The sequence below is a fragment of the Sphingosinithalassobacter sp. LHW66-3 genome (assembly GCF_050703275.1).
Classification (GTDB): Bacteria; Pseudomonadota; Alphaproteobacteria; order Sphingomonadales; family Sphingomonadaceae; genus Sphingomonas.
On sequence record NZ_CP193482.1, the window covers coordinates 2935106 to 2961719 of the forward strand.

Genomic DNA, 26614 nt, shown 5'->3' on the forward strand with positions numbered 1-26614 from the left:
CACGCGGGATGACGGATGCTTCTTTCGATCGCCGCGCCATTCCGAATGGCGCCCGCATAACCCGCTGGCCCGCGGCGGACGGCTGGGAATTGCGTGCTTTCGCATGGCCGGCCGAGAGCGCACAGCCGCGCGGCTCGATTCTCTTTCTCACCGGGCGTGGCGATCTGTTCGAGAAATACCTCGAGACTTTCGATCACTGGCATCGCCAGGGATGGACGGTCACGTCGTTCGACTGGCGCGGCCAGGGCGGGTCGGGCCGACTCACCGATCACCCGAATTGCGGGCATATCGACGATTTCGATCATTTCATCGCCGATTTCGAAACCTTCGCGAAGGAATGGCAGGCGGCGACGCCGGGACCACATGTGGTGATGGGTCATTCGATGGGCGGGCATCTGCTGCTCCGCGGGCTCGTCGAGGGCATCATCCGGCCCGACGCGGCGGTCCTGATCGCGCCGATGCTGGGGGTGCGGAGCATCGTGCCGCCGTTCCTGGCCGAGCGCGTAGCGAAACTGCTGGGCGGAGTCGGCAATTCGGCGCGCCCGGCATGGAAGGGCAATGAAAAGCCGCACACCACCGAGACGCGCGAACAGCTGCTGACGCACGACCGCACCCGCTATGAGGACGAGCTGTTCTGGCAACAGTCCGATCCGGCGCTGCTCACCGGGCCGCCGAGCTGGCGTTGGGTGATCGAGGCGTTTCGTTCGATGCGCGAGCTGCGCCGGAATCCGAAGCTGAAGGAAATGCGTGTGCCGGTGCTCGGCCTTGTCGCGGATGCCGATCAGCTGGTCGACGCAAAAGCGGCGCACGCGACGCTCGCGAAGCTGCCGGACGCGCGGGTCGTGCGGTTCGGCAAGGAGAGCGCGCACGAAATCCTGCGCGAAGTCGACAAGGTGCGCAATCGTGCGATCGGCGAGATCGATCTGTTTCTCTCGGCACGAGCCCAGCAGCGTTGATCCGAACCGACGTCGCGATCGTCGGCGCCGGAATCGCCGGCGCCAGCCTGGCGGCGGAACTGGCGCCGCACGCGCGGGTGCTGCTGCTGGAGGCGGAGGATCGGCCGGGCTATCACGCGACCGGGCGTTCGGCGGCCTATTGGTCCGAAACCTATGGCGGGCCGCATGTCCAGCCGCTGACGACCGCCTCGGGGCCGTTCCTGCGCGAGCATGTCGAGGCACTGGGATCGCTGCACATCGCCCGCGCGGACGAAGGCGCCGCAGTGGACGCATTTCTCGCCGAGTTCGACGGCAGCGGCGTCACGCTGGAATCAGTCGATCCGCGCACGCGCGTTCCGGGGCTGCGCGATGGCTGGTCGCTGGGCGTGTGGGAGCCGAGCTGCAACTATATCGACGTCGCCGGGCTCCACGCGGCCTTTCTGAAGACCGCGCGGCAGGCAGGCGCCGAGCTTCGGCTGTCGTCCGGGCTGGAAGAGGCGCGACGCGTGGACGGACGCTGGCTGCTGCAAAGCCGGAGCGGCGATATCGAGGCGGACGTGCTGGTGAACGCGGCCGGCGCCTGGGCCGATCCGGTCGCGCGGATCGCCGGCGCGCCGCCGCTCGGCATCACCGCCTATCGCCGCACCATGGTGCAGCTACGCACCGATCCCGCGCCGCCGCCCGATCTGCCGCATGTCGCGCATCTCACCGGTAGTTTCTATTTCAAGCCCGAGGCGGGCGGGCGGCTGTGGCTGAGCCCGCACGACGAAATCGAGACTCCGCCGGTCGATGCCGCACCCGAGGAGATCGACGTGGCGACGGCGATCGATCGGTTCGAGCACGCCGTCGATTGGCGCGTGTCGGCGCTGGAGCACAAATGGGCGGGGCTGCGCAGCTTTGCGCCCGATCGGCTGCCCGTTTATGGCTTCGATGCGAAAATACCGGGCTTTTTCTGGTGCGCGGGACAGGGCGGGTTCGGCATCCAGACCGCGCCCGCCGCAGCGAAACTCGCGGCGGCGCTGCTGCTGGAGCGCACCCCCGAGGCGGCGGTGGCGGGTATCGATCCGGGGGTCTATTCGCCGCGGCGGTTCGGCTAGGGCGCGAGCGGGGCGGCCGAAGCCGTCGATCCGACAGTCGTCATCGCGGAGGGTGCTGTTCCCGGCGAGAGCTGAAACAGGTTGCGCCTATCCTGCGGCAAGCGCGGCGTCGCTCGCCAGCTTGTCGGCGCGCTCGTTGTCGGGATGGCCGGCATGCCCCTTGACCCATTCCCACTGGATCTGATGCGGGCGAGCGGCGGCAAGCAGCTCCTGCCATAGATCGGCGTTCTTCACCGGCTGCTTCGATGCGGTTTTCCAGCCGTTGCGCTGCCAGCCGTGAATCCACTTGGTGAGCCCGTCCATGACATATTTGCTGTCGGTGGAGAGCGTCACCCGGCACGGCTTCTTCAGTGCCTTCAGCCCCTCGATCGCGGCCATCAGCTCCATGCGGTTGTTGGTGGTGTGTGCCTCGCCACCCGAGAGTTCCTTCTCGGTGCCGTTGGCGCGCAGCACGACGCCCCAGCCGCCGCGACCGGGATTGCCCTTGCACGCGCCGTCGGTCGCGATCTCGACATGGGGAAGCGTGGTCACAGGAACAGCGTCTCGCCGGCATCGGCGTAGAAGCGATAGCGGTTCCAATAGGCGAGCGGATCCTTGCGCGTGACCAGCGCATCGGCCGGCGTGTTCAGCCAGTCCCAGGCGCGGGTCAGAAAGAAGCGGATCGCGGCGCCGGCCGCGAGCACGGGCATCGCCTTGCGCTCGGCAGAAGTAAGGCCGTGGCTGTCGGCATAGCCGGTCATAAGCGCTTCGCCGATTTCAGCGGCATAGCGCGTCCCCGCAGCGTCGAATGCCCAGGCGCCATGCATCACGGCCAGGTCATAGGCCCGGACTTCGGTGCACGCGAAGTAGAAGTCGATCAGTCCTGTGACTCGATCGCCGAGCATGAGGACATTATCGGGGAACAGGTCAGCATGGATCGCCGCCCGGTCGAGCTCATGCGGCCACCGCGCCAGCACTTCGTCCACCGCCGCTCCCGCCGCCGCATAGAGCCCCGGCGCGATGTCATCGAGATCGCGACCGCAGCGTTCGAAGAGCGGCTTCCAAGCCGCCGGGCCGAGACTGTTCGGGCGCTCGCCGGAAAAATCGGTCAGCGCACGGTGCATCCTTCCCATCGCGCGTGCCGCCGCCTGTGCCTGCGCCGGGGTGGGGTGCGAAACCGAAACGCCGGAAAGAAACTGAATGAGGCACGCCGGGCGGCCTTCCAGCTCGTGGATTACCCGGCCGTTGCGGTCGGGCACCGCCGGCGGCACCGGCAGGTCGCGATCGGCGAGATGATCGAGGAGCGCCATGAAGAAAGGCAGGTCTTCCGCCGAGACGCGCTTTTCGTAGAGCGTCAGGATGAAGCGGCTCCTGGTCGTGTCGACCAGATAGTTGGAGTTCTCGACGCCCTCGGCGATGCCCTTGGCGGAGACGAGATCGCCCACGTCGAAGCCGCTCAGGAAGCGCGCGAGCGCTTCGGCCGACACCTGCGTATAGACGGCCACTAGGCGGCTTCGAGACCGCGCGGCAGCTTGAACGCCACCTTTTCCTCGACCAGTTCGACCTCGCGCTCGGTCACGTCGAAACGCGTGGCGAGATGATCGACCACTTCGCGAACGAGGATCTCCGGCGCCGAAGCGCCCGCCGTAATGCCGACGGTGCGGACGCCGTCGAACCAGGCGAAATCAATCTCTTCGGCGCGCTGGATCAGCGTCGCGCAAGTGCCGTTGCGCACCGCGACCTCGACGAGCCGCTTCGAATTGGACGAATTCGGGGCGCCGATCACGAGCATGAGATCGACCGCCTCCGCGATCGCCTTCACCGCTCCCTGGCGGTTCGACGTCGCATAGCAGATGTCGTCGGCGCCGGGCGCGAGGATCGTCGGGAAGCGTTCGCGCAGCTTGGCGAGAACGGCGGCGGTATCGTCGACCGAAAGCGTCGTCTGCGTCAGGAAGGCCAGATTGTCCGGATCGGCCACCGTGACCTGCTCGGCGTCCTCGACGGTTTCGACGAGCGTCATCGATCCTTCGGGAACCTGGCCGAACGTACCGACCACCTCGGGGTGGCCGGCGTGGCCGATGAACAGGATATGCCGCCCCTGGTTCACCAGCCGCTCGGCCTGGCGGTGCACTTTGGAAACCAGCGGGCAAGTGGCGTCGAGATAGGAGAGGCCGCGCTCGGCTGCCTTGGCCGGCACTGCCTTGGGCACTCCGTGTGCGGAGAAGACCACCGGCACGTCATCGGGAACCTGATCGAGTTCGGCGACGAAGATCGCCCCCTTCGCCTTCAGCGTGTCGACCACATATTTGTTGTGGACGATCTCGTGCCGGACATAGACCGGCGCGCCATATTTCTCGATCGCGAGTTCGACGATGCGGATGGCGCGATCGACGCCGGCACAGAAGCCGCGCGGCGCCGCGATCAGCAGGTCGAGGGCGGGTTTGAAGTGATCGGTCATCTGGGGCGGCCTCTACGCGATTGCTTGCACGGGCGAAAGGCGGTTCCTATGGTGCGCTCCGTATCCGGGCCGGTCAGCGTTTCGCTTGAGCGGCCCGTTCCTTTGTCGAAAGGTGGTCTGTCCCGTGCCGCTTCGCAAGTTCGCCGCACCCGTTCTTCTCCTCGCGCTCGCCACGGGCTGCACGCGTGCGGGCGATATCGCCGAAGGCGGGATCGCCGCAGTGCGGTCCGCTTGCCCGACGGTGGGCGTGCCTGCGGGCACCGGAGACATCACATTGTTCGACCCCGCCGACAGCCGCGAAGCGAGCGCGATCGACGTCACTGCGGTGATCACCAACGTCCAATCGACGTGCACCCAGGCCGGCGACCAGATCGTCACCGAAGTGACCTTCGACGTGCTCGGCCGGCGAAGCGAAGCGACGGGCGCACGCACCGTGACCCTGCCCTATTTCGTCACCATCGTGCGCGGCGGGACTTCGGTTGTCGCCAAGCGCGTCGATCAAGTCACCCTGAATTTCGCGCCGGGCGAGATCCGCGCGTCCTCGACGGGGCGGGGAACCACCACGATCGGCCGTGCCGCCGCGACGCTGCCGGACGACGTTCGGGACCGGCTGACGGAGCGCCGCCGCCCCGGCGAAGAACAGGCGGCGATCGATCCGCTCACCGATCCCTCGGTGCGCCAAGCAGTGCTTTCCGCGACGTTCGAGACGCTCGTCGGATTCCAGCTCACCGACGAGCAGCTACGCTATAACGCGACGCGCTGAACCGCGGCGCGATTGACTCGATCGCTGCGGCGCGCCAATCAGGACGCGTCGAGGGTGGGCAACCACTCAGGCACGCGCGGGAGAGTGTGGCAGGCGAGCGATCGTCCGACACCGCCGAAGGAGCAACCGCCCCGGAATCTCTCAGGCAGACCGGACCGCGCGGCGCATGACACTCTGGAAAGCGAGCCCGGTTTCGGCCCGGCTCCACCGAAGGGGTAAGCCGCGGGGGGAACCGCGGCGAAAGCTCTCAGGTTCCGTGACAGAGGGGGTGATGGAAGGGCCGGCAACGGCGGGACCATCGCGACCAACTGCATCGGAGCCGATTCATGAGCCGAGAAGTCCACAACGGTCCTACCGACGATTATCAGGCACGCGGCACCGAGATGTCCGGTGCTCCCGAGGGTGGCGAGGATGTCGGCCCCGCGACGCTGCCGCTCGATGCGTGGCATCGCGGCCGGGGCGGGCGGATGGTCCCGTTCGCGGGCTATTCGATGCCGGTTCAGTACGAAGGCATCATGGCCGAGCATCTGTGGGTACGCGAGCACGCGGGCCTGTTTGACGTCAGCCATATGGGGCAGCTGCTCTTCACCGGCGATGCGGTCGACGCGGCGCTCGAAACGCTGCTGCCGGGCGAGCTCAAGGCGCTCGGCGAAGGCCGGATGCGCTATTCGCTGCTGCTTGCGGAAAACGGCGGCATTCACGACGATCTGATGATCACGCGCCTGCCGGCCGAGAACCCGTTCGGCGAGCCCGGCTTCTACATGGTCGTGAACGGGGCGACCAAGTGGGACGATCTCGGCGTGCTGCGCGACGGTCTGCCTGACGCAGTCACGATCAACCACATGGAAGAGCGCGCGCTGCTCGCGCTGCAGGGGCCGGAGGCGGTCACCGCGCTGGCGCGGCTGGTGCCCGGCGTCGAGGAACTGGTTTTCATGACGGCCGGTGCGTTCGGCTGGAACGGAGCGGCGCTCTGGATCAGCCGCTCCGGCTATACCGGCGAAGACGGTTTCGAGATTTCGGTTCCGGCGGATCGAGTGGAGGCGCTGGCCGAGGCGTTGTGCGCCGAGCCGGAAGTGGAGCCGATCGGGCTGGGCGCGCGCGATTCGCTACGGCTCGAAGCCGGGCTGCCGCTCTATGGCCACGACCTTGACGACGATACGACGCCGATCGCTGCCGATCTCGGCTTCGCGCTGTCGAAGCGTCGGCGCGAGGAAGGCGGCTTCCCCGGCGCCGAACGGATCCTGCGAGAGCGCGAAGAGGGGCCGATAGCGAAGCGGGTCGGGCTGATCGTCGAGGGGCGCCAGCCGGTGCGCGAAGGTGCGATGGTGGTCGACGCCGACGGCGCCGAAGTGGGCAAGGTAACGTCGGGCGGGTTCGCCCCCAGCGTTCAGAAGCCGATCGCCATGGCCTATGTCCCCGCCGCTCTCGCAGAGCCGGGAACGCAGATCACGCTTGCCCAGCGCGGCAAGATCCACCGGGCGGAGGTCGTGCCGATGCCCTTCGTCCCCCACCGTTATGTCCGCAAGAAAGGCTGATGCGATGAGCCGCTATTACACCCAGGAACATGAGTGGATCGAAGTCGAGAACCAAATCGCGACGGTCGGCATCACCGATTATGCGCAGCACCAGCTCGGTGACATCGTCTTCGTCGAAGTGCCCGATGCCGGCCGCGAGTTCGCCAAAGGCGACGAAGCCGCAGTAGTGGAGAGCGTGAAGGCGGCGAGCGACGTGTACTCCCCGGTCTCCGGAACGGTCACCGAAGGCAATGCCGCGTTGGCCGACGATCCCAGCCTGGTCAATTCGGACCCCGAAGGCGCGGGATGGTTCTTCAAGCTGAACCTGATGCACCCCAGCCAGCTGAGCGAACTGATGGACGAGGCGGCGTACAAGGAATTCGTCGCGGGGCTTTGAGCGCTCCTCCCGCTGGCGGGTGGGGCAGGGGGGACGGCACGGCGTGCGCTCCCTTGCTGCCTTTGCGATCGTGTAAATGGGCGACAGACTCCCTCCCGCGCGGGAGGGGAGAAGGAAATCGAATGCGCTATCTACCCCTTACCGACGGCGACCGGCAGGCGATGCTCGCCCGGGTCGGAGCCGCTTCGATCGACGAGCTCTTCATCGACGTGCCCGAGCATGCGCGCCTGAGCGGGCCGATCGAGGGCCTGCCGAATCGTGCGAGCGAAATGGCCGTCGAGCGGCACCTTTCGAAGCTGGCGGCAAAGAATCTTGCGGCCGGCGACGCGCCCTTCTTCCTCGGTGCCGGCGCCTATCGCCACCATGTTCCTGCGAGCGTCGATCACCTGATCCAGCGCGGCGAGTTCCTGACGAGCTATACGCCCTACCAGCCGGAAATCGCGCAGGGCACTCTGCAGATGCTGTTCGAGTTCCAGACTCAGGTCGCGCGCCTTTTCGGCTGCGACGTGGCGAACGCATCCATGTACGACGGATCGACGGCTTGCTGGGAAGCGATCGTCATGGCGCGCCGCGTGACGAAGCGCGGCAAGGCGATTCTCTCGTCGGGACTCCATCCGCACTATGTCTCGGTCTGCGAGACAATGGCGAAGTTCACTGGCGACATGTTGGAGACAGCCGCGCCGGAATTGGCCGCACGGTCGGACATCGAATCGCTGATCGATCGGATCGACGACGATACCTCCTGCGTGGTGGTGCAATATCCTGACATTCTGGGCCGCATCGGCGACCTTTCCGCGCTTGCCGATGCCTGCCACGCCAAAAAGGCGCTGCTGGTGGCGGTGGTCACCGAGCCGGTCGCGCTGGGGGCGCTTACGTCGCCCGGCGAGATGGGTGCGGACATCGTCGTAGGCGAGGGCCAGTCGATCGGCGTCGGCCTGCAATTCGGCGGACCCTATGTCGGTCTGTTCGCGTGTTCGGAGAAGCTGGTGCGGCAGATGCCGGGACGGCTCACCGGCGAGACGGTGGACGCGGAGGGCAAGCGCGGCTTCGTGCTGACGCTCTCGACGCGCGAGCAGCATATCCGGCGCGAGAAGGCGACGTCGAACATCTGCACCAGCTCGGTGCTCTGCGCGCTCGCTTGGACGGCGCACATGACGCTGCTGGGCGAAAAGGGACTGCGGCAGCTTGCGGCGGCGAACCATGCGCGCGCTTGTTCGGCGGCGGATCGGCTCGCGAAGGTGCCCGGTGTCGAGTTGGTGAACGATTCCTTCTTCAACGAATTCACGGTGAAGCTTCCCCGCGAAGCGCGACCGGTGGTGCGCGCGCTCGCCGACCGCGGCATTCTTGCCGGTGTGTCGCTGGGCAGACTCTTCCCGGAGACCCAAGCACTGGCGAACGGGCTCGTCGTCGCCGTCACCGAAACCGTGACCTACGAGGACATCGAGGCGCTCGCGAGCGGTCTCCAGGAGGTACTGGCATGACGATCAACCAGAGCGGCTGGAAGCCGACCATGGGTAAGGCGGGCGCGCCTGACGGTGAGACTTTCACCGGCAACCGGGCGCTGATGCTCGAGGAGCCGCTGATCTTCGAGATCGGGGGCGCCGATACCACGGGCGTCGACATCGATCCTCCGGCCGCGCATGAGAGCCGGCTGGGTGGTCTGGAGCGGCGTTCGGAGATCGGTCTGCCGGGGCTGTCGGAGCCGGAGACGGTGCGCCATTATACGCGCCTCAGCCGCCAGAACTATGCGATCGACCTGGGCCTGTTCCCGCTGGGTTCGTGCACGATGAAGCATAATCCACGGCTCAACGAGCGGCTGGCGCGGCTGCCGGGCTTTGCCGATGTTCATCCGCTGGCCCCGGTCGATACGGTTCAGGGCGCGCTCGAACTCATTCATGAGCTGGCGCACTGGCTCGTGACGCTTACCGGCATGCATTCGGTGGCGATGAGCCCGAAGGCAGGCGCGCATGGCGAATTGTGCGGCATCCTCGCGATTCGCGCGGCGCTCGATGCGCGGGGCGACAGCCGCAAGGTGATCCTCGTGCCCGAAAGCGCGCACGGGACGAATCCGGCGACGGCCGCGTTCGCGGGATTCACCGTCGAGGATATTCCCGCGACTGCCGAGGGACGCGTCGACCTGAAAGCGCTGGAGGCGCGGCTCGGGCCCGATGTCGCGGGCGTGATGATCACCAATCCGAACACCTGCGGATTGTTCGAGCGTGACATGAAGGCGATTTCCGACGCGGTGCATGCCGCAGGCGGGTTCGTCTATTGCGACGGAGCCAATTTCAATGCGATCGTCGGTCGGGTGCGGCCGGGCGATCTCGGCATCGACGCGATGCACATCAATCTGCACAAGACCTTTTCCACGCCGCACGGCGGCGGCGGACCAGGCTCCGGGCCGGTCGTGTTCTCCGAGGCGCTGTCGCCCTACGCGCCGCTGCCCTTCGTGGAAAAGGCCGCCGACGGCAGTTTCCGGATCGTCGAGGAAGAGACGGCCGAGGAGCATCACGGCGACAGCTTCGGCCGGATGACGGCTTTCCACGGCCAGATGGGAATGTTCACCCGAGCGCTTTCCTACATCCTCAGTCACGGCGCCGATGGTCTGCGCCAAGTGGCCGAGGATGCGGTGCTCAACGCCAATTACGTCCTCCGCAGCCTGGAAGACGTGCTCGAGGCACCGTTCGGCGGCAGTGGCCCGTGCATGCACGAAGCACTTTTCTCCGACGCGGGCCTGGCCGATGGCTTCACGACGCTCGACATCGCCAAGGCACTGATCGACGAAGGCTATCACCCGATGACCATGTACTTCCCGCTGGTGGTGCATGGCGCGATGCTGGTGGAGCCGACCGAAACCGAGTCGCGAGCCGCGCTGGATCAGTTCATCGGGGCACTTCGGTCGGTAGCCGAACGGGCCAAATCCGGCGACGAACGTCTCAAGTCGGCGCCGCATTTTGCGCCGCGCCGGCGGCTCGACGAGACCTTGGCTGCACGCAAGCCCGTTCTCGTGTGGAGAGATGCGCCGGCCGCCGATGCCGCGGAATAGGACAAGCGATCGCATCTGCGAACGGAGACGTTGATTCGGCTTTGAAAAGCTGTATGTCTCAAAGGTCCAGGGAAAAGGGAGAAGAAAAAATGCGTTTGTTCAAATCCATTGCGGCTGCGGCGTCCATCGCCCTGGTGGCGGCTCCGGCAGTCGCAGGCGCCAATTCGGCCGCATCGCTGTCTGTTCTGTCGCAGGCTCGCGCCTCGACGTCTGCCGACTCGGCTAGCGAGCAGATCGGCGGCGACAATCTGATCTACACGGTGGCGATTGTCGCCGGCGCTGGAGCGATCGCCTATCTGTTCGCCGACGAAGTGATCTTCGACGACGAGGATGAAGCTGAGAGCCCGTAAACTCTGAGCGCACGAGTTGCTTTTAGAAGGCAGCGGCCGGAAACGGTCGCTGCCTTTTTGTTTGCGGGACGAAGCACCTTCAGAACCAGCGGCGCACAGCTGCGCGATAGTCGCGATACGCGTCGCCGAAGCGGCGTTCCATATAGGCTTCCTCAGGCTCGATTACCTTGGTCTGGATCACCAGCACCACCGGGATCAGCAGCAGCAGCGCGATCAGGCTGTCGAGCATGAGCGCGATACCCGCATAGGCAAGCGCCATGCCCAGGTACATGGGGTTGCGCGTCCAGCGATAGACGCCCTCGGTGACGAGCGCCGACGAGGACTTCCACGGCTTCATCTCCGTACCGGCCTTGCGGAAGAGGCCGCTCGCCGTGAGCAGAATCGCAAAGCCGCCGATCATGAGAAAGGCGCCGATCGGATAGGTCAGATCGCTGTCGAGCGGGACGGGCGGGCGCCCCACCGCAGCGCCGAATGCAAGTCCGAGCAGCAGCGCGCCCAGATAGACGAGCGGCGGCGGGAAGCGTATTCCCGCGCTGTCATGATCAATGTCCCTCATGCGACCTCCTCCCGCCTGGCGAGGGCACGATGCGCAGAATGGCGCCATTTCGCAATGGCGATGGCATGATTGCACCGGAGCTGCCCCCGGGCGCACGCCACGCGCCGGCGACTGCGCGAAACCGGGAAGCAATCGCCGAAGTGCTCGCCGCCGAACTCCCGGAGCGAGGCCGCATCTTGGAAGTTGCCAGCGGCACCGGCGAGCATTGCGCCTGGTTCGCCCGCCGTTTCCCCGAGCTGCGCTGGCAGCCGAGCGACCCGGACGCCGATGCGCGCGGCTCGATCGCCGCCTGGTGCGAAGGCATCGGGACCGTCGCGCGGCCGCTGGCGCTCGACGTGGCGGAGGCATGGCCAGGCGACGTGGCGGGCGATGCGATATTGTGCATCAACATGGTTCACATCAGCCCGTGGGAAGCGACGCTGGGGCTGATGGCGCATGCCGGCCGTTTGCTCGCTGCGAGCGCTCCGTTGATCCTCTACGGCCCCTATCGGCAGCGGGGTGAAGTCACGGCCTCCTCGAACGAAGCCTTCGATGCTTCGCTCAAGGCGCGCGATGCGCGATGGGGGCTCCGCTTCGTCGAGGATGTCGATGCGGCGGCCGCGTCGCACGAGCTGCGCCGGACGCGGCTCGTGCCGATGCCGGCAAATAATCTGACGTTGGTGTATCGCCGCCAGTGATTGGCAGAAATCGAACCCGCATCCTCCGGCGAGGAGCGAAGCGCGCTCGACCGGCGCTCGCTGAGCCACGGCCCCACAGCGCGCTCGCTTCTCATAATTCGGTGCTTTGAGTCACGTTTGCGGATCGACTGGCAAGCCGCTGGCGGCGATGCTCGCGCCACGCGATCGTCAGCCCGCTGCCGATGATGATCGGCGCGCCGATCCAGGTGTAGGAGGTCGGCCACACGCCGAAGAAGAGCCAGCCGTAGAGCGTCGCCCAGAGCAGGCTGGAATAATCCATCGGAACAGCCGCGCTGACCGGCGCATACCGCAGCGCCCCGGTCAGCGCGAGCTGGCCGGTGCCGCCGATCAGGCCGATGGCCACCAGGATCGTCCAGGTGAGCGAGTCATGCGGCTGCGCGAAGAAAAGATAGACGATGCCGAGCGGCGGCAGCGACAGCAGCGAGAACCAGAAGACGGTGGTGCCGGCGCTTTCGGTGCGTCCGATCTGGCGCAGCAGGATCGAGATCACCGCGATCAGAAACGCCGAAGTCAGTCCGACCAGTGCGCCGACGAGCGGAAAATGCCCGCTTCCCGGCTGCGCCACGATCAGCACGCCGCCGAAGCCGAGGAGCACTGCCGTCCAGCGTGGCCAGCCGGTCGGCTCGTTGAGCACGAGTGCGCCGAGGATCGTCGCGAAGATCGGCACCGTGAACGACAGAGTCGTCGCTTCGGCCAGCGGCAGCAGGATCAACGCCCCGAACGTGGCGACCATGCCCAGCAGGCCGACCCCAGTGCGGAGCAGGTGCGCCCCGATCCGCTGCGTCCGTACCGCTCCCACACCCTGGCCGAGCGCAAGCCACCCCAGCACAAGCGGCAGCGCGCATAGCTGCCGGAAGAACATCGTTTCGGGCAGCGCGGCTCCGCGCGCTTCGACCAGCTTCACGAGGGCCGACATCGTCGCCAGGCACAGGATGGCGAAAAGCCGAAGCGCCAGTCCCTTCAGGACGCGATCGGTGGCTGGTGCGTTCACAAGCGCGCGTTAGGCGTGTGATCCGCGGACGACAACTGCGGCGGCATGTACGGACGGGCTTTGCGTCGGGGCCGCTTGTCGCTATCGCGCGAAAATGGTCAAGCACGCACTCCCCGTCACGCGCGAGGCGGATTTCGCGCAATGGTATCAGGCGGTGATCGCCGAGGCAGATATGGCCGAGGAGAGCGGCGTGCGCGGCTCGATGGTCATGCGGCCGTGGGGCTATGGCATCTGGGAACGGATGCAGCGGCTGCTCGACGATCGCATCAAGGCGCTCGGTTACGACAATTGCTATTTCCCGCTGTTCATCCCGCTCAGCTATTTCGAACGCGAGGCCGACCATGTCGAGGGCTTTGCCAAGGAAATGGCGGTGGTGACTCATCATCGGCTGGTGAGTGACGGCAAGGGCGGCCTGATCCCCGATCCCGAGGCGAAGCTGGAAGAGCCGCTGGTCGTGCGGCCGACATCGGAAACGGTGATCGGCGCCGCCTTCTCCCGCTGGATCCAGAGCTGGCGCGACCTGCCGGTGCAGATCAATCAATGGGCCAATGTCGTCCGCTGGGAAATGCGCACGCGCATGTTCCTGCGCACCACCGAGTTCCTGTGGCAGGAGGGCCATGCCGCCTATGCCACCGAGGAACAGGCGCGCACGCAGACGCGCCGCGCGCTCGAGCTCTATCGCAGCTTTGCCGAGGATTGCGCCGCGATTCCGGTGATCGCCGGCGAGAAGCCGGAGCATGAGCGGTTTCCCGGCGCCGTCGAAACCTGGTCGATCGAAGCGATGATGCAGGACGGCAAGGCGCTGCAGGCAGGCACCTCGCATTTTCTGGGCACCACTTTCTCGGCCGCCCAGAACATTCGCTATCAGAACGAAGAGGGCACTTTCGTGCCCGCCCAGACGATCAGCTGGGGCATGTCGACTCGGATGATCGGCGGGCTCATCATGACGCATGGCGATGATGACGGTCTGCGCGTGCCGCCGCGCCTAGCGCCGTGGCAGATCGTGATCGTGCCGATGCTGCGCGACAATCACGAGGATGCCTCGATCCTCCACTATTGCCGCGATATCCAGCAGGCACTGCTCCAGGAAAGCGTCTTCGGCGAGCCGGTGCGGCTGCTGGTCGATACGCGACCGGCCAAGTCGGCGACCAAGCGTTGGGGATGGCTCAAGAAAGGTGCGCCGCTGGTGCTCGAGGTCGGCGGGCGCGACGTGGCGGGCGGCAATGTCTCGATGATCCGTCGCGACCGGCTCTATCGCGAGGACGGGAAGCTCGACAGCGCGGTCATCTCGCGCGACGACTTTCTCGGCCAGGCGACCGAGCTGCTCGAGGCGATCCAGCAGGCGTTGTACGATGAGGCCAAGGCGAAGCGCGACGCCAATATCCGCCGCGACGTGACGGAATTCGCCGAACTCGAGAAATTCTTTGCCGAGGATGCGCGCTATCCCGGCTGGGTCGAAGTCCAATGGGCGCGGCCTACCGGCGCCGAGCTAGATCAGGTCGTCGAGCGGCTCAAGGCGCTCAAGCTCACTGCGCGCAACGTGCCCGCGGTGTGCGATCCTGTCGACGGCACCTGCATCTTCACCGGCAAGCCTGCCGTCGAGCGGATCCTGATCGCGCGCGCTTATTGAGCCGCTCGGGCAAGGGGAGGCGCGTCGCGAAGGCAAGTCGCGACGCGCGCCACTGCCTCGGGGCCAAGATGCAGTCCCAGCTTGCTGCGTCGCCACAGCACGTCTTCGGTGGTGCGCGCCCATTCGCGATCACGCATCCAGCGCACTTCCAGCTCAGTGAGGCCGCCGCCCAGGTCGGCGCCCATTTGTGCCGCATTGTGAATATCCGACAGCATCTCGCCGAGCGCGCCGCCATAGGCCGCGGTCATGCGCCGTGCTCGCGGTTCCCCTAGAAACGGCCAGTAGAGGAGCGTCGCGTGCAGCATCCGGGGAAAGGGGTAGGGAGCGGCTCCGGGAAAGCGGCGCTCGCGCGTCTTTGGCTGGGTCGCGACGCTTAGGGCAGCGCCAAGTTGCGCCACCGCCTCCTCGGCGAGCGCGCGAGCGGTGGTGATCTTGCCGCCGAAGACCGAAAGTACGGGCGGCCCCTCGGCATCGACTTCGAGCAGATAGTCGCGCGTCACGCTTTGCGGATCGTCGGCGCCGTCATCGTGCAGCGCACGGACGCCGGACCATCGGTGCAGAACATCCTCCGGCGCGATGCCTGCGAGGAAATAGCGGCTCGCCGCCTCGCAGAGATAGTCAACTTCCGCGTCGGAGCAGGCGGCATCCTCCGGCCGCTCGACCGGCACATCGGTGGTGCCGATCATGGTGAAGTCCCGCTCATAGGGAATGGCGAACACGATGCGGCGGTCGGGTTGCTGGAGGATATAGGCGTGGTCGCCAGAATAGTGCCGCGGAACGAGGATATGGCTCCCCTTCACCAGCCGCACGCCCGACCGGGTGGCAACGTTCAGCCGGTCGAGCAGGTGACGCACCCACGGCCCGGCGGCGTTAACCATAGCGCGCGCGCGCACTGTCCGGCCGTCGGATAGCGTCGCGTGCCACAGATCCCCCACACGCTCCGCCGACAGCAGCTCGTTGCGCGTGGCGATTTCCGCTCCGTTTCCGGCCGCGTCGATCGCATTGGCGAGCGTCAGCCGGGCATCATCGACAAAGGCGTCCGAGTAGACGAAGCCGCCCTCGTGACGTCCGAGCGGCGCGCGATAGGCGCGGTCTTTCCCCCGCAACCGGCGAGAGCGCGGCAGCGCCGTGCGTCCCGCCAGCAGATCGTAGAGAAGGAGGCCTGCGCGCACCATCAGCCGCGGCCGAAGAGCGTGCCGGTGCGGCAGCACGAAGGCCATCGGCCGGATCAGATGTGGTGCCGCCTTCAACAGCCGCTCGCGTTCGTGCAGTGCTTCCCGCACCAGACGGAACTCATAGTGTTCGAGATAGCGGAGCCCGCCGTGGATCAGCTTGGTGGAAGCCGACGAGGTGTGGCTCGCCAGATCATCCTTTTCGACCAGCAGCACCGAAAGACCATTGAGGGCGGCTTCGCGTGCGATCGCGCAGCCGTTGATACCGCCGCCGACGACGAGCAGGTCGTAAATCATACGTTCGTTCGTAGCGGCTGAGGCGCGCTGCGCGAATCCCTAAATCCGCGAGGTCCGCTCCACGCTCGGTCCCAGCAACTCGGCCAGCCACGCGTCCCCGCTGCGCTCCACGTTGCGCAGCCGCTCGACAAGGCGGCGCAGCTCCGGTTCGTCCAGCTGGCCGGCGAGCGCGATCGCGGTTTCATAGGAAACGAGCTTCGCCGCCTTCGCCTTGCGCACGGCGCCGATCATCGCGGTGTCGAGCAGCGCGCCCTTCGCGATGCTCCGAGTGTCGCGCTCGGCATCGTCGAGGATGCCCTTCATCCAGATATTGTCTGGACCACCCGCCGCGCGACCAGTTGCCTCGAGTTCGCGGACATGCGCTGCCGCGTCGCCCGCTTCCTCGGCCAGCTGCGCCAGCAGCGCGGGCGCTGACGCCGCCGCGGCGATGCCGGGCAGCCGCACGGCGAGCATTTCCTCGCCTGCGCGCAGGTCCTGGAGGCATAATGTGAGCAGCGCCGCTGCTGTTTCGGTATCGGCCATGGCGTTGCAACCTCGGGAGCGGGTGCGGGTTCCCCGTGACGATGCCTTCTCTCTTCCCTATCAGGTGACGATGCCCAAGCGCCCAGGGCTGCCTTCCCGGCAGCAGATCCTCGATTTCATCGAAAGCTCCGACCAGCCTGCGGGCAAGCGCGAGATCGCGCGCGCCTTCGCGCTGCGCGGTCCCGACAAGATCGCGCTGAAGGCATTGCTCAAGGACATGAGCGACGAGGGGCTGATCGACAGCGCCCCCGGCCGCGCCTTCCACAAGATGGGCGGGGTACCCAAGGTGACGGTGTTGCGGGTCGTCGATGCCGACGGCGACGTGGTGTGGGCGGTTCCGGAGCGGTGGGAGGCCGAAGCCGTTCCCGTGCCTCGGCTGCGCGTGAAGGAGCGCGGCAAGCGATCGGCGCTGGGACCGGGCGATCGCATCCTCGCGCGCACCGAAGAGGCTGGCAACGGCTGGATCGCGCATCCGATGAAGAAGCTCCAGCGCGGCGAGGAGCTGATGCTGGGCGTGCTGCACGAGGAAGGCGGCAAATATTGGCTGCAGGGTGTCGAAAAGAAGGAGCGGCGCGACTTCCCGGTTTCCGATCGCGGCGAGGCCGAGGTCGGCGATCTGGTGCTCGCGGAAAAGTCCGGACGGCCACCGCGCCTCACTGCGAAGATTGTCGAGCGGCTGGGCGACCCGTTCGAACCGCGCAGCTTTTCGCTGATCGCGATTCACAAGCACGGCATTCCGCACGTTTTTTCCGAAGAGCTGCTTGCCGAGGCGACGCGCGCGGCGAAGCAGCCGCTGGGCGAGGGGCGCGAGGATCTGCGGGACCTGCCGATCGTCGCGATCGATCCTGCCGACGCGCGCGACCATGACGATGCCGTCTGGGCGAGCGCGGACGACGATCCCGAGAACAAGGGCGGATGGAAGGCGATCGTCGCCATCGCCGATGTCAGCTTCTATGTGCGGCCGGGATCGTTGCTCGACAAGGAAGCAAAGCGCCGCGGCAACAGCGTCTATTTCCCCGATCGAGTCGTGCCGATGCTGCCGGAGGAGCTGTCGGCGGACGTGTGTTCGCTTAAGCAGGGCGTCGACCGGGCGGCGCTCGCCTGCCATCTTCAGGTCGCGAAGAACGGCACTTTGAAAGGGTGGCGGTTCAGCCGCGCGATGATCCGTGTCGCCGCGAACATCGCCTATGAGGACGCCCAGGCGGCGATCGACGGCGAGGAGGATGCAGTCGCGCCCGAACTCGTCGAGACGGCGCTGCGCCCGCTGTGGGAGTGCTGGCAGGCGCTCTACAAGGCGCGCGAGAAGCGCAATCCGCTCGACCTCGACTTGCCCGAGCGGCGAATCGTGCTCGACGAGAAGGGGCGCATTCTCTCGGTCGCGCCGCGCGAGCGGCTCGACGCGCACAAGCTGATCGAAGACTATATGATCGCCGCCAACGTCGCTGCCGCCAAGGCGCTCGAGGCGAAGAAGGCTCCGGTGATGTATCGCATCCACGAGCCGCCCAGCCGGGAGAAGCTGGTCGCGCTCAAGGATTATCTGAAGACCTTCGACGTCGAATTCGCGCTGGGGCAGGTGATCCGGCCCGAAACGTTCAACCGCATTCTGGAGCGTGTCGGCGAGGCGGACTTCCGCCAGGAAGTGATGACCCAGGTGCTGCGGACCCAGACGCAAGCCTATTATGGGCCACAGAACCACGGCCATTTCGGACTCGCGCTGGGAAGCTATGCGCATTTCACGTCGCCGATCCGGCGCTATTCGGATCTGATCGTCCATCGCGCGCTGGTCGACGCCTATCGGCTGGGGCCGGGCGGGCTTACCACCGAGGAGGCCGCCGGCATGGAGCGGATCGGCGAGACGATCAGCCAGCTGGAGCGGCGCGCGATGGAGGCCGAGCGCGACACGGTGGACCGCTATGTCGCGGCCTATCTTGCCGAGCGCGTGGGCGAAGTGATGGAAACGCGGATCACCGGCGTGCAGAGCTTCGGCTTCTTCGCCACGGTGGACGGGATCGGCGGCGACGGACTGGTGCCCGCGCGTGATCTGGGCCGCGAATACTTCCGCTGGGACGAGGCGGGGCAGCGCCTGGTGGGCGAGGACAGCGGCGAGCAATTCGCGCTGGGCCAGCGGCTGGAGCTCCGGCTGGTCGAGGCCAATCCGGTTTCGGGTGCGCTGCGCTTCGAGCTTCCGGACGGAAAGGGCTCGGGCAGCGGAGCCGCCAGCGATAAGCGCAGCCGCGGCGGCCCCAAACGGGAGATCAAGCGGCGCGGGCGCCCCGCCAACATCCGCCACAAGGGCAAGCGGCGCTGAGATTTGCTTGACCCCCGGCGCCTGCCGGTACAGCCTCGGGACAGAGGGGAAAGCAATGGCGGCAGCAGGCGGAACCAGCGGTGTGACGGCGGTCGCGGCGACGCGGTCTGCGTCGGAGCGCCGGATCCTGGCTCATTTCCGCGAAGCGAATGCGACTCAGCCGGCCAGGGCAGTCGATTATGTGGCGCAGCGTCCGTTGGAGCGCGTCGTCTTTCGGCGGCTGATCGCGGCGCAGGTGGTGCGCCGGGCCAGCCGAGGCGGCTATTATCTCGACGATCAATCCTACCGGAATTACCGCGAGCATCGGCGCCGGCTGGTACTGATCACCTTCGGCATTTCGCTCGCGCTAGCGGCGTTCCTCATCGTGATTGCCGCCGCCGGCGGGTGATACGATGCGCGCCCAGCTGCTGATGCTGACCAGACGAAGCTATCGCGCGCGACGCGCGATCGCCGCGTTTTTCGCTGCCCAGCACGCGATCACAGCTGCCGAAGCGATCCGCTATGTGCCCCGGACGCCGGCCGAACGGGAAGCGTTCGAGGACTTGCAGACGCGGGGGCTCGTCCGGTCGGCAGGGGAACAGACATATTTCATGCTGCTCCCTGCCTATGACGCCTATGAGGATGCGCGCCGCCGACGGTTGGTGCCGCTGGTGATCGGTGGCGCGGTCCTGGTCGCGCTTGTCGCGATGCTGTTCTACCGGGGCTGATGCCTCAGTCCGAGACCGAGAAGCTCAGCCCTGCATTCGCTTCGAGCCGCGTCTTCAGCTTCTCGGGCATCAGCGCGCCGGCAGTCCAGATGCCGCCTTGGGCCGCGCCATCGCGAATCAGGCAGAGCGCCGATTCGGAGATCATCTTGCTTGTCGATCCATAGCCGGGATCGCGGTCGCCCTTCACGGTGGCGGTGAGGCTGCGCCCATCCTCCATCTCGGCGATGAACAGCAGCTCGTAATAGCCGTTCTCGCGTTCCTCGCGGCTCGGCCCTTCGCCCGGCTTGGGCCCGCCGTCGCCGCCGATCGGGTTCATCTTCGCCATCGCCTCGGCCGCGGCCTTGCCGATCTCGCCCAGGCCCGGGGCGATCATCATCTCGTCGTAGCGAAAGTCGGTGCCATAAGGGTGGCCCGCAAGCAGATTGGTGCGGTGGACGTTCTTCGTGTTGATCACGGCCATCACGAAGGGGGCCACCCAGGCGTTCAGCGCCGCATCGTGATGCGGGAGCATCCCGTTGGGCTGGGCAGCTCCCTGAAAGCCGGGCGTGAGCGCGAACGGATCGAGCATCAGCCTGCCGATCGACGGATCCTTGGCGGCAGCGACCATGGTCGCCTTGGCGCTCGCCGCCGTTCCGCCGGAGAAGGTTCCCTTCATCGACTTGATCCGGCCCTTCACGCGCGGAGCCGGCTTGCCGAACCGCTCGATCGCCGCCTGCTCGGCGATCCACACGCCGAGATCGAACGGGATCGAATCGAACCCGCACGAAAAGACGATGCATGCTCCGCTCGCCTTCGCCTCCTCCTCATGCGCATCGATCATGTGACGCATCCAGGCGGGCTCGCCGCACAGATCGACATAATGCGTGCCGGTCGCGGCGCAGGCGGCGACCAGGTTGGAGCCGTAGAGCTGATAGGGGCCGACAGTGGTGAGCACTGCGCGAGTGCGCGCCGCCATCGCCTTCAATGCCGCGGGATCGCCCGAATCTGCCGTGAGCAGCGCCACATCGGCGGGAACGCCCAGCTCCCCGCGCACTTCTTCCAGCCGCGTCAGCGAACGCCCGGCCATCGCCCATTTGAGGCTGCCGTCGCCATAGCGTTCGGCCAGATATTCGGCGACGAGCCGGCCGGTGAAGCCGGTGGCGCCATAGACGATCAGGTCGAACTCGCGGGAACCGGTCATGCATCCTCTCCTCTGACGGCGCACCCGCACCTCAAGAGCGGTCTCGCGAGGTCAGGTCCTTTTCGGATCCAGCATACCGGAAGATCGGCGCGAGAAAAGGCAAGCGCGCCTCATGTCTCGGCGGCCTCTGCTGGCCTAGTGCTGCCGACGGGACTGCTAGGCCGCTTCGCTGAACTGCAGCGCGGCCAGACGCGCATAGAGCCCTTCCTGCGCCACAAGTTCGGCGTGGGTGCCGGTTTCGACGATGCGGCCATCGTCCATCACGATGATCCTGCCTGCGGCACGGACGGTAGCCAGGCGGTGCGCGATGACGAGAGTGGTGCGGTCCTGCATCAGCCGCTCAAGCGCGTCCTGCACCAGCCGCTCGCTTTCCGCATCGAGAGCACTGGTCGCCTCATCGAGCAGGAGGATCGGAGCGTCGCGCAGCAGCGCGCGCGCGATCGCGATCCGCTGGCGCTGCCCCCCGGAGAGCCGTGCGCCGCCTTCGCCGAGGAAGGTATCGAGGCCTTGCGGCAGATCGCGCAGAAACTCGGCTGCGTTCGCGGCTTCGGCGGCTTCCCACAGCGCCGAATCTTCCGCGTCCCAGCGGCCGTAGCGCAGATTGTCGCGCGCCGAGGCGGCGAAGATCACCGTCTCTTGCGGAACCATCGCGATGCGGGCGCGAATCTGGGCCGGATCGGCGAGGCGGACCGGAACTCCGTCGACCCGAACCTCTCCGGCTTCAGGGTCGTAAAAGCGCTGCACGAGCTGGAACAGAGTCGATTTCCCCGCACCCGATGGACCGACGACGGCGATCGTCTCGCCGGGGGCGACTGCCAGGGTGAAGTTGTCGAGTGCCTTGGATTCGGGTCGGGTGGGATAACGGAAGGTGACGCCGACGAAGTCGATCGCGCCATGGGGCGGATCGGCGAGCGGCACCGGGTGGGCGGGGGGAGCGATCTCCGGCTCCTGCTCGAGCAGTTCCGCCAGCCGGCCCGCGGCACCCGAAGCGCGGAGCAACTCGCCATAGACTTCGGTAAGCGCCCCAAGCGACCCCGTGACGAGGCCTGCGGTGATCACGAAGGCCGTGATCGCTCCGCCGGAGATATCGCCGCTGGCGACGCCAGAGACGGCGTCCCACATGATCAGCGTGACCGCTCCGAACAGCATCGCGATCACCATCGCGGTCATGATCGCGCGGGTCGCGAAACGGCGCTTCGCAGTTTCGAACCCGCGGTCCACGGCATCCTGGAAGCGCTGTGACTCGCGCCGTTCCTGCCCGAACGCCTGGACGATCTTCATCGCGCCAAGCGTTTCGGACGCAATTGCGCCGATATCGGCGACTCGATCCTGGCTCGACCGCGACAGCCTGCGCACGCGCCCGCCGAGCCAGACGATCGGCGCGATCACGAGCGGTATGCCGACGATGAGGAATGCTGCGATCTTGGGCGCCAGCGCGAAGAGGTAGATCACGCCGCCGACGCCCACGAGCATGTTGCGAAGCGCGGTCGACACGGTAGCGCCCACGACCTGCTCGACAATCGCTGTGTCCGCGGTGAGACGGGAGGCGATCTCCGACGGGCGGTTCTCCTCGAACCAGCGCGGCGGCAGCCGCAGCAGATTGCGGTGAACCGCGGTGCGGATATCGGCGACGGTGCGTTCGGCCAGCCAGGAGACAAAGTAGAAGCGCCCCGCGGTCGCGACTGCGAGGACAAGCACTACTGCGAGCAGCTGGCGAAAATAAACGCCGATCCTGTCCGAATCGGCTCCCGCGGCGAAGCCGTGATCCACGACGAGCTGAAAGGTTCGCGGGATCCACAGCGTCGCCGCCGCCGCGATCAGCAACGCGACCAGTGCGCCGGCGAGTTGCAGCGGATAGCGTCGAGTGAAGTCCCATACGATGCGCAGATACCGCAGCTTGCGCTTGGTGACGGGAGCAGGCGCCGGGGAAGGTTTGGAAACGGGATCGACCATGTCGCTTCGCCCCTAGCGCGATACCAGGGGCGGGGAAACCACTCGCGCGCGTGCCGTCCACCGTGGACCGGCAACGTTGCACCGCACAACGGGCGCGCTATAACCCCCGGGGCCGCCGCCGTTGCTATAGGTGACGGTGGAAGGAATTTGATGCTGTACGACGCTTACGAACTTCAGCGGTCGATGCTGGCCGGGGCCAGTGCCATGGCCAATTTCGGTGCGGGCCTGCTCCAGAACCCGGCGAACCCCTTCGCCTATTTCGGCGGCGGCCCGGTCCTTGCCTCGGCGCTCGAAGTGTTCGCTCATGCAGCGGCTTCGCGCGGGAAGCCGGCGTTCGGGCTGAGCCACACGGAGATCGACGGCAAGCGGGTGGCGGTGCACGAGGAGATCGTGCTGCAGAAGCCGTTCGGTCAGCTCAAGCGGTTCGTGCGCGAAGGCGTCGAAGGCGGGCCCCGGCTGCTGATCGTCGCGCCGATGTCCGGCCACTTCGCGACGCTGCTGCGCGGCACGGTCGAGCGGATGCTCCCCTTTGCCGACGTGTACGTCACCGACTGGCGCGACGCGAAGCTGGTGCCGCTTTCCGAGGGACGCTTCGATCTCGACGACTATGTAGATTATGTCGTTGCGTTTCTGGAGAAGATCGGCCCGGGTGCGCATGTGCTGGCGGTGTGCCAGCCGTCGGTGCCGGTCTATGCCGCCGCGGCGCTGATGAGTGCGGACAACCATCCCTGCCGCCCGAAGACGCTCACCCTGATGGGCGGCCCGATCGACACGCGCGAGGCGCCGACCGCCGTCAACACGCTCGCGACCGAGCGGCCGCATGCCTGGTTCGAACAGAATGTGATCGCCACCGTGCCGATGCTCTATCCGGGCGCGGGACGGCAGGTGTATCCGGGCTTTCTGCAGCTCGCGGGCTTCATGTCGATGAACCTCGGCAATCACATGATCAGCCACTGGGAGATGTTCAAGCACCTCGTTCAGGGCGACGGCGAGAGCGCCGAGGCGACGATGGATTTCTACGACGAATATCGTTCGGTGAGCGACATGACCGCCGAATTCTATCTTCAGACGATCGACGTCGTGTTCCAGCATCACGCCTTGCCCAAGGGCGAAATGACGCACCGTGGCCGGCCGGTCGATCCCGGTGCGATCACCGACATCGCGCTGCTGGCGATCGAAGGCGAGCGCGACGACATCTCCGGGCTAGGCCAGACGAAAGCGGCGCTGACACTCGCGACCAACCTGCCCGATGCCATGAAGCAGTATCACATGGCGAAGAGCGTCGGCCATTATGGCATCTTCAACGGGTCGAAATGGCGAACCCGAATCGCGCCGGTGGTCGAGCAGTGGATCACTGCGCACGACAGCTGAACCAGGCGGTCATCGTTCGACGCCGGGCTCAGTCGTAGAGGTGGACAGCGGCTGTCCAGACCGCCCAGGCGCCGAGCGCCCATAGCGCCCCGACGATCAGGATCCCGCCCCAGGCGATCGGCCGGTCCGAAGCGCGCTCCGCATGGGCGCGGTGCTCGGCGAGCAGCGCTGGGGGAACCATTTTCTCGAAGACCCAGACCCCAAGCGGGATCAGCACCGCTTCGTCGAGCAGGCCCAGAATCGGGACGAAATCGGGGATGAGGTCGATCGGCGAAAGCGCGTAGGCGGCGATCAGCAGGCCGAACAGCCGGGCGTGGAGCGGCGTGCGCCGGTCGCGGACGGCAAGCCAGACCGCATGCGCCTCGACTCGAATGCGATGTGCTAGCGACGGCCCCATGCGCTTGCCATCGCGTGGGGCCGTCGTCGCGTCAAGCGGGCGTGCCTTCGGCGGTCGTCGCCACCTTGGCATGGCTGCCGCTCTCGTCCGAACGGATCGTACCGCCGAACAGCATCTTCACCCTGCCGGTCATGGAAACGTCGCTTTCCCACATCTCCGCCGTGTCGATGTCGAAGCGCAGCAGCGCGAGGTTCGGATCGTCCTTGCCCTTGGGGAACCAGGCCTCGACCTGCTTGTCCCACAGCTTGTCGATCATCGCCCGGTCGGTGTCGAGGCGCGCGCTTCCGGAGAGGCAGGCGAAGAAATCATGCCCCTTGGATACGAACTGCGCCATCGCCTTGCCGCCCTTGGCCGCGCGATTGTCCTTGCCGATGAAGAAGAAGATGGTGTCGACCTGATCCTCGTCGAGCTGCGCAGTCAGCGGCTCGTGGTGCTGGCCGTCCATCAGACCGACCATCATGAAGGGGCTGTCGGCCAGCTTTTTCCAGAAATCCTTTTTGATCTCGGTCTTGTCTGCCATTCTTTTCCTCCGTTTTCGGTGTGTTCGGAGGGAGAACGATCAGGCGGCGCGCAGTTTCCGATCAGATGTGCCGCGGATCGAAACGGTCGTGCAGGCGCGGGTCCGGGCCGAAGCGGTCGCCGTCCGGGCGTGACGACCGAAGCGCGACGACGAGCAGCGCCAGCGCGCAGAGCCCACCGGCTGCCAGTTCGGTGGAGGATTGATACCAGCCGGGCTCGAACGAGCGAAGCGGGACGATCAGAAAGGCACCGACCAGCAGCGGCCCCGGCCAGCCGGGCAGGCCGATGTCGTGCAGCCGGCGCGCCGAGAGCGCGAACAGCGGAAGCGCCAGCAACACCGCGAGCAGCGGCGCGCCCTGCGATCCTGCGAGCGCTTCGATGGCCGCGGCCCCGACCAGCTGCGCAACGAAGAGATAACACCAGAATTCGGTTCGGGTAGCGCGGCCGCGCAGATGCATGACGTCACGGAACGGGCGCAGCCCGAGCGCCAGTGCCTGTCCGGTCCTGCGGAGTTCGGCGGCGATCATGACGGGAGCGTGACGCGCGGCCACGCCCCCGTCAAGCGGTTCAAAGAACCTCGAAAAGCCCGGCCGCGCCCATGCCGCCACCCACGCACATGGTGACGACGACATATTTGGCGCCGCGGCGCTTGCCTTCGATGAGAGCGTGGCCCGTCATGCGGGCGCCGGACATGCCGTAGGGGTGGCCGATCGAGATCGAGCCGCCGTTGACGTTCATCAGTTCGCCCGGGATGCCCAGCTTGTCCTGGCAATAGAGAACCTGCACCGCGAAGGCTTCGTTGAGTTCCCAGAGGCCGATGTCGTCGATCTTGAGGTTGAAGCGCTCGAGCAGCTTGGGGATCGCATAGATCGGGCCGATCCCCATCTCGTCGGGCTTCGTCCCCGCCACGGCCATGCCGACATAGCGGCCCAGCGGCGTCAGACCGCGCTGGCTGGCGATCTTTTCCTCCATCAGCACACAGGCCGAGCTGCCGTCGGAGAGCTGGCTGGCATTGCCTGCGGTGATCGTGCCGCCGGGAACGACGGGGTTGAGGCCGGTCAGACCCTCGAGCGTGGTTTCGGGGCGGTTGCCCTCGTCCTTGGCGAGCGTGACTTCCTTTTGGGAGACTTCCTTGGTCTCCTTGTTCATCACGTTCATCGTCGCGGTGACGGGGATGATCTCGTCGTCGAACTTGCCGGCGGCCTGGGCGGCCGCCGTGCGCTGCTGCGACTGGAGGCTGTACGCATCCTGACGCTCGCGGCTGATGCCGTACCGGCTGGCGACGACCTCGGCCGTCTGCAGCATCGGCATATAGGTGTCGTTCTGCATCGCGATCAGTTCGGGATCGGGGGCGACGCGCATCTCGGGAGTCTGGACGGTGCTGATCGATTCGGCGCCGCCGCCGATCGTCACGTCCATATTGTCGGTGATGATCTGCTTGGCGGCAGTGGCGATCGCCATCAGGCCCGATGCGCACTGCCGATCGACGGACATGCCCGGCACTTCGACCGGCAGGCCGGCCCGCAGCAGCGCGAGGCGGGCGATGTTCGGCGCCTGGCTGCCCTGCTGGAGCGCGGCGCCCCAGACGACGTCGGAGACTTCGCCGCCTTCAATCCCGGCGCGCTCGACCGCGGCCTTGATCGCGTGGCTGGCCAGCGTGGGCCCGGGCAGGGCGTTGAACGCACCGCGATAGGCGCGACCGATCGGAGTACGGGCAGTGGAGACGATGACTGCGGAGCGCATGGAAATTCCTCTCATTCTTTCTACCCTCCGA

General features: G+C 66.6%; 27 protein-coding genes and 1 riboswitch. Of the genes, 14 read left to right on the top strand and 13 right to left on the bottom strand.

Annotated elements, in window-relative coordinates:
* Positions 1–8 precede the first annotated feature (8 nt).
* On the top strand, positions 9–956 hold the full coding sequence (locus tag ACQ450_RS14450; protein ID WP_431469797.1) for an alpha/beta fold hydrolase: 948 nt from the start codon (positions 9–11) through the stop codon (positions 954–956).
* Positions 953–2032, top strand: coding sequence for an NAD(P)/FAD-dependent oxidoreductase (locus ACQ450_RS14455; RefSeq protein ID WP_431469798.1), 1080 nt, complete (start codon positions 953–955; stop codon positions 2030–2032). The genes ACQ450_RS14450 and ACQ450_RS14455 overlap by 4 nt, the downstream gene beginning before the upstream one ends.
* Positions 2033–2119: 87 nt before the next feature.
* Here the strand turns inward: ACQ450_RS14455 and rnhA are convergent, their stop codons facing one another.
* The 3 genes from rnhA to ispH are packed head-to-tail and all read right to left on the bottom strand — an operon-like array spanning position 2120 to position 4469.
* The gene (gene rnhA / locus ACQ450_RS14460; protein WP_431469799.1) at positions 2120–2563 is read right to left on the bottom strand and encodes a ribonuclease HI; all 444 of its coding nucleotides are present in this window, start codon (positions 2561–2563) and stop codon (positions 2120–2122) included.
* On the bottom strand, positions 2560–3516 hold the full coding sequence (gene thrB, locus ACQ450_RS14465; RefSeq protein WP_431469800.1) for a homoserine kinase: 957 nt from the start codon (positions 3514–3516) through the stop codon (positions 2560–2562). The genes rnhA and thrB overlap by 4 nt, the downstream gene beginning before the upstream one ends.
* On the bottom strand, positions 3516–4469 hold the full coding sequence (gene ispH / locus ACQ450_RS14470) for a 4-hydroxy-3-methylbut-2-enyl diphosphate reductase (protein WP_431469801.1): 954 nt from the start codon (positions 4467–4469) through the stop codon (positions 3516–3518). The genes thrB and ispH overlap by 1 nt, the downstream gene beginning before the upstream one ends.
* Before the next feature lie 124 nt (positions 4470–4593).
* Between ispH and ACQ450_RS14475 the strand changes: the two genes are divergently transcribed.
* The 6 genes from ACQ450_RS14475 (at position 4594) to ACQ450_RS14500 (ending at position 10539) form a co-directional block, all read left to right on the top strand.
* Positions 4594–5232, top strand: coding sequence for a hypothetical protein (locus ACQ450_RS14475; protein ID WP_188054402.1), 639 nt, complete (start codon positions 4594–4596; stop codon positions 5230–5232).
* Between the two features lie 67 nt (positions 5233–5299).
* Positions 5300–5400: riboswitch (glycine riboswitch) on the top strand.
* A gap of 215 nt (positions 5401–5615) precedes the next feature.
* Positions 5616–6767, top strand: a complete 1152-nt coding sequence (gene gcvT / locus ACQ450_RS14480) for a glycine cleavage system aminomethyltransferase GcvT (protein ID WP_431471238.1) — start codon at positions 5616–5618, stop codon at positions 6765–6767.
* 4 nt (positions 6768–6771) lie between these two features.
* Entirely contained in the window at positions 6772–7143 is a 372-nt protein-coding gene (gene gcvH / locus ACQ450_RS14485; protein ID WP_431469802.1) for a glycine cleavage system protein GcvH, read from the top strand.
* 122 nt (positions 7144–7265) lie between these two features.
* Positions 7266–8624 (top strand): aminomethyl-transferring glycine dehydrogenase subunit GcvPA, encoded by a 1359-nt coding sequence (gcvPA, locus tag ACQ450_RS14490; protein ID WP_431469803.1) that lies wholly within the window; start codon positions 7266–7268, stop codon positions 8622–8624.
* Positions 8621–10189 (top strand): aminomethyl-transferring glycine dehydrogenase subunit GcvPB, encoded by a 1569-nt coding sequence (gene gcvPB / locus ACQ450_RS14495; RefSeq protein WP_431469804.1) that lies wholly within the window; start codon positions 8621–8623, stop codon positions 10187–10189. The genes gcvPA and gcvPB overlap by 4 nt, the downstream gene beginning before the upstream one ends.
* 89 nt (positions 10190–10278) lie before the next feature.
* Positions 10279–10539, top strand: coding sequence for a hypothetical protein (locus tag ACQ450_RS14500; RefSeq protein WP_431469805.1), 261 nt, complete (start codon positions 10279–10281; stop codon positions 10537–10539).
* Positions 10540–10618: 79 nt separating this feature from the next.
* Here ACQ450_RS14500 and ACQ450_RS14505 read toward each other — a convergent pair whose 3' ends face one another.
* A complete protein-coding gene (locus ACQ450_RS14505) occupies positions 10619–11095 on the bottom strand; it encodes a methyltransferase family protein (protein ID WP_431469806.1) in 477 nt (158 codons plus the stop codon).
* A gap of 65 nt (positions 11096–11160) precedes the next feature.
* On the opposite strand from ACQ450_RS14505, the gene ACQ450_RS14510 reads away from it, so the two are divergent.
* Positions 11161–11772 (top strand): DUF938 domain-containing protein, encoded by a 612-nt coding sequence (locus tag ACQ450_RS14510; protein ID WP_431469807.1) that lies wholly within the window; start codon positions 11161–11163, stop codon positions 11770–11772.
* 91 nt (positions 11773–11863) lie between these two features.
* Here the strand turns inward: ACQ450_RS14510 and ACQ450_RS14515 are convergent, their stop codons facing one another.
* Positions 11864–12784: a DMT family transporter gene (locus ACQ450_RS14515; protein ID WP_431469808.1), complete on the bottom strand. Its 921-nt coding sequence runs from the start codon at positions 12782–12784 to the stop codon at positions 11864–11866.
* A gap of 94 nt (positions 12785–12878) precedes the next feature.
* Here ACQ450_RS14515 and ACQ450_RS14520 point away from each other — a divergent pair, with 94 nt between their 5' ends.
* Positions 12879–14414, top strand: a complete 1536-nt coding sequence (locus tag ACQ450_RS14520) for an aminoacyl--tRNA ligase-related protein (RefSeq protein ID WP_431469809.1) — start codon at positions 12879–12881, stop codon at positions 14412–14414.
* Here the strand turns inward: ACQ450_RS14520 and glpD are convergent.
* Both glpD and ACQ450_RS14530 read right to left on the bottom strand, forming a co-directional pair.
* Complete coding sequence (gene glpD, locus ACQ450_RS14525) at positions 14408–15883, bottom strand: glycerol-3-phosphate dehydrogenase (protein ID WP_431469810.1); 1476 nt, start codon at positions 15881–15883, stop codon at positions 14408–14410. The two genes, ACQ450_RS14520 and glpD, sit on opposite strands and share 7 nt — an antisense overlap.
* Positions 15884–15922: 39 nt before the next feature.
* A complete protein-coding gene (locus ACQ450_RS14530; protein ID WP_431469811.1) occupies positions 15923–16405 on the bottom strand; it encodes a DUF892 family protein in 483 nt (160 codons plus the stop codon).
* A gap of 70 nt (positions 16406–16475) precedes the next feature.
* Between ACQ450_RS14530 and rnr the strand changes: the two genes are divergently transcribed.
* From rnr to ACQ450_RS14545, 3 genes are read left to right on the top strand one after another with little or no spacing between them, the layout of a single operon-like run.
* Complete coding sequence (gene rnr / locus ACQ450_RS14535; RefSeq protein ID WP_431469812.1) at positions 16476–18713, top strand: ribonuclease R; 2238 nt, start codon at positions 16476–16478, stop codon at positions 18711–18713.
* A gap of 55 nt (positions 18714–18768) precedes the next feature.
* Positions 18769–19101 carry a hypothetical protein gene (locus tag ACQ450_RS14540; RefSeq protein WP_431469813.1) on the top strand — a complete coding sequence of 111 codons (333 nt, stop codon included), beginning with the start codon at positions 18769–18771 and terminating at the stop codon, positions 19099–19101.
* Between the two features lie 4 nt (positions 19102–19105).
* Complete coding sequence (locus tag ACQ450_RS14545) at positions 19106–19420, top strand: hypothetical protein (protein ID WP_431469814.1); 315 nt, start codon at positions 19106–19108, stop codon at positions 19418–19420.
* 4 nt (positions 19421–19424) lie between these two features.
* On the opposite strand, the gene ACQ450_RS14550 is transcribed toward ACQ450_RS14545, so the two are convergent.
* Both ACQ450_RS14550 and ACQ450_RS14555 read right to left on the bottom strand, forming a co-directional pair.
* Positions 19425–20600 carry a saccharopine dehydrogenase family protein gene (locus ACQ450_RS14550; RefSeq protein WP_431469815.1) on the bottom strand — a complete coding sequence of 392 codons (1176 nt, stop codon included), beginning with the start codon at positions 20598–20600 and terminating at the stop codon, positions 19425–19427.
* Between the two features lie 156 nt (positions 20601–20756).
* Positions 20757–22553, bottom strand: a complete 1797-nt coding sequence (locus ACQ450_RS14555; protein ID WP_188054417.1) for an ABC transporter transmembrane domain-containing protein — start codon at positions 22551–22553, stop codon at positions 20757–20759.
* A gap of 150 nt (positions 22554–22703) precedes the next feature.
* On the opposite strand from ACQ450_RS14555, the gene ACQ450_RS14560 reads away from it, so the two are divergent.
* Positions 22704–23924, top strand: a complete 1221-nt coding sequence (locus tag ACQ450_RS14560) for a polyhydroxyalkanoate depolymerase (RefSeq protein ID WP_431469816.1) — start codon at positions 22704–22706, stop codon at positions 23922–23924.
* Between the two features lie 28 nt (positions 23925–23952).
* Here the strand turns inward: ACQ450_RS14560 and ACQ450_RS14565 are convergent, their stop codons facing one another.
* From ACQ450_RS14565 to ACQ450_RS14580, 4 genes are all read right to left on the bottom strand, one after another.
* Positions 23953–24321: a YkvA family protein gene (locus tag ACQ450_RS14565; protein ID WP_431469817.1), complete on the bottom strand. Its 369-nt coding sequence runs from the start codon at positions 24319–24321 to the stop codon at positions 23953–23955.
* 31 nt (positions 24322–24352) lie between these two features.
* Positions 24353–24841: a pyridoxamine 5'-phosphate oxidase family protein gene (locus ACQ450_RS14570; RefSeq protein ID WP_431469818.1), complete on the bottom strand. Its 489-nt coding sequence runs from the start codon at positions 24839–24841 to the stop codon at positions 24353–24355.
* A 61-nt stretch (positions 24842–24902) separates the two neighbouring features.
* Entirely contained in the window at positions 24903–25367 is a 465-nt protein-coding gene (locus tag ACQ450_RS14575; protein WP_431469819.1) for a DUF805 domain-containing protein, read from the bottom strand.
* Between the two features lie 40 nt (positions 25368–25407).
* Positions 25408–26583 (bottom strand): acetyl-CoA C-acyltransferase, encoded by a 1176-nt coding sequence (locus tag ACQ450_RS14580; RefSeq protein ID WP_431469820.1) that lies wholly within the window; start codon positions 26581–26583, stop codon positions 25408–25410.
* Positions 26584–26614: the final 31 nt, after the last annotated feature.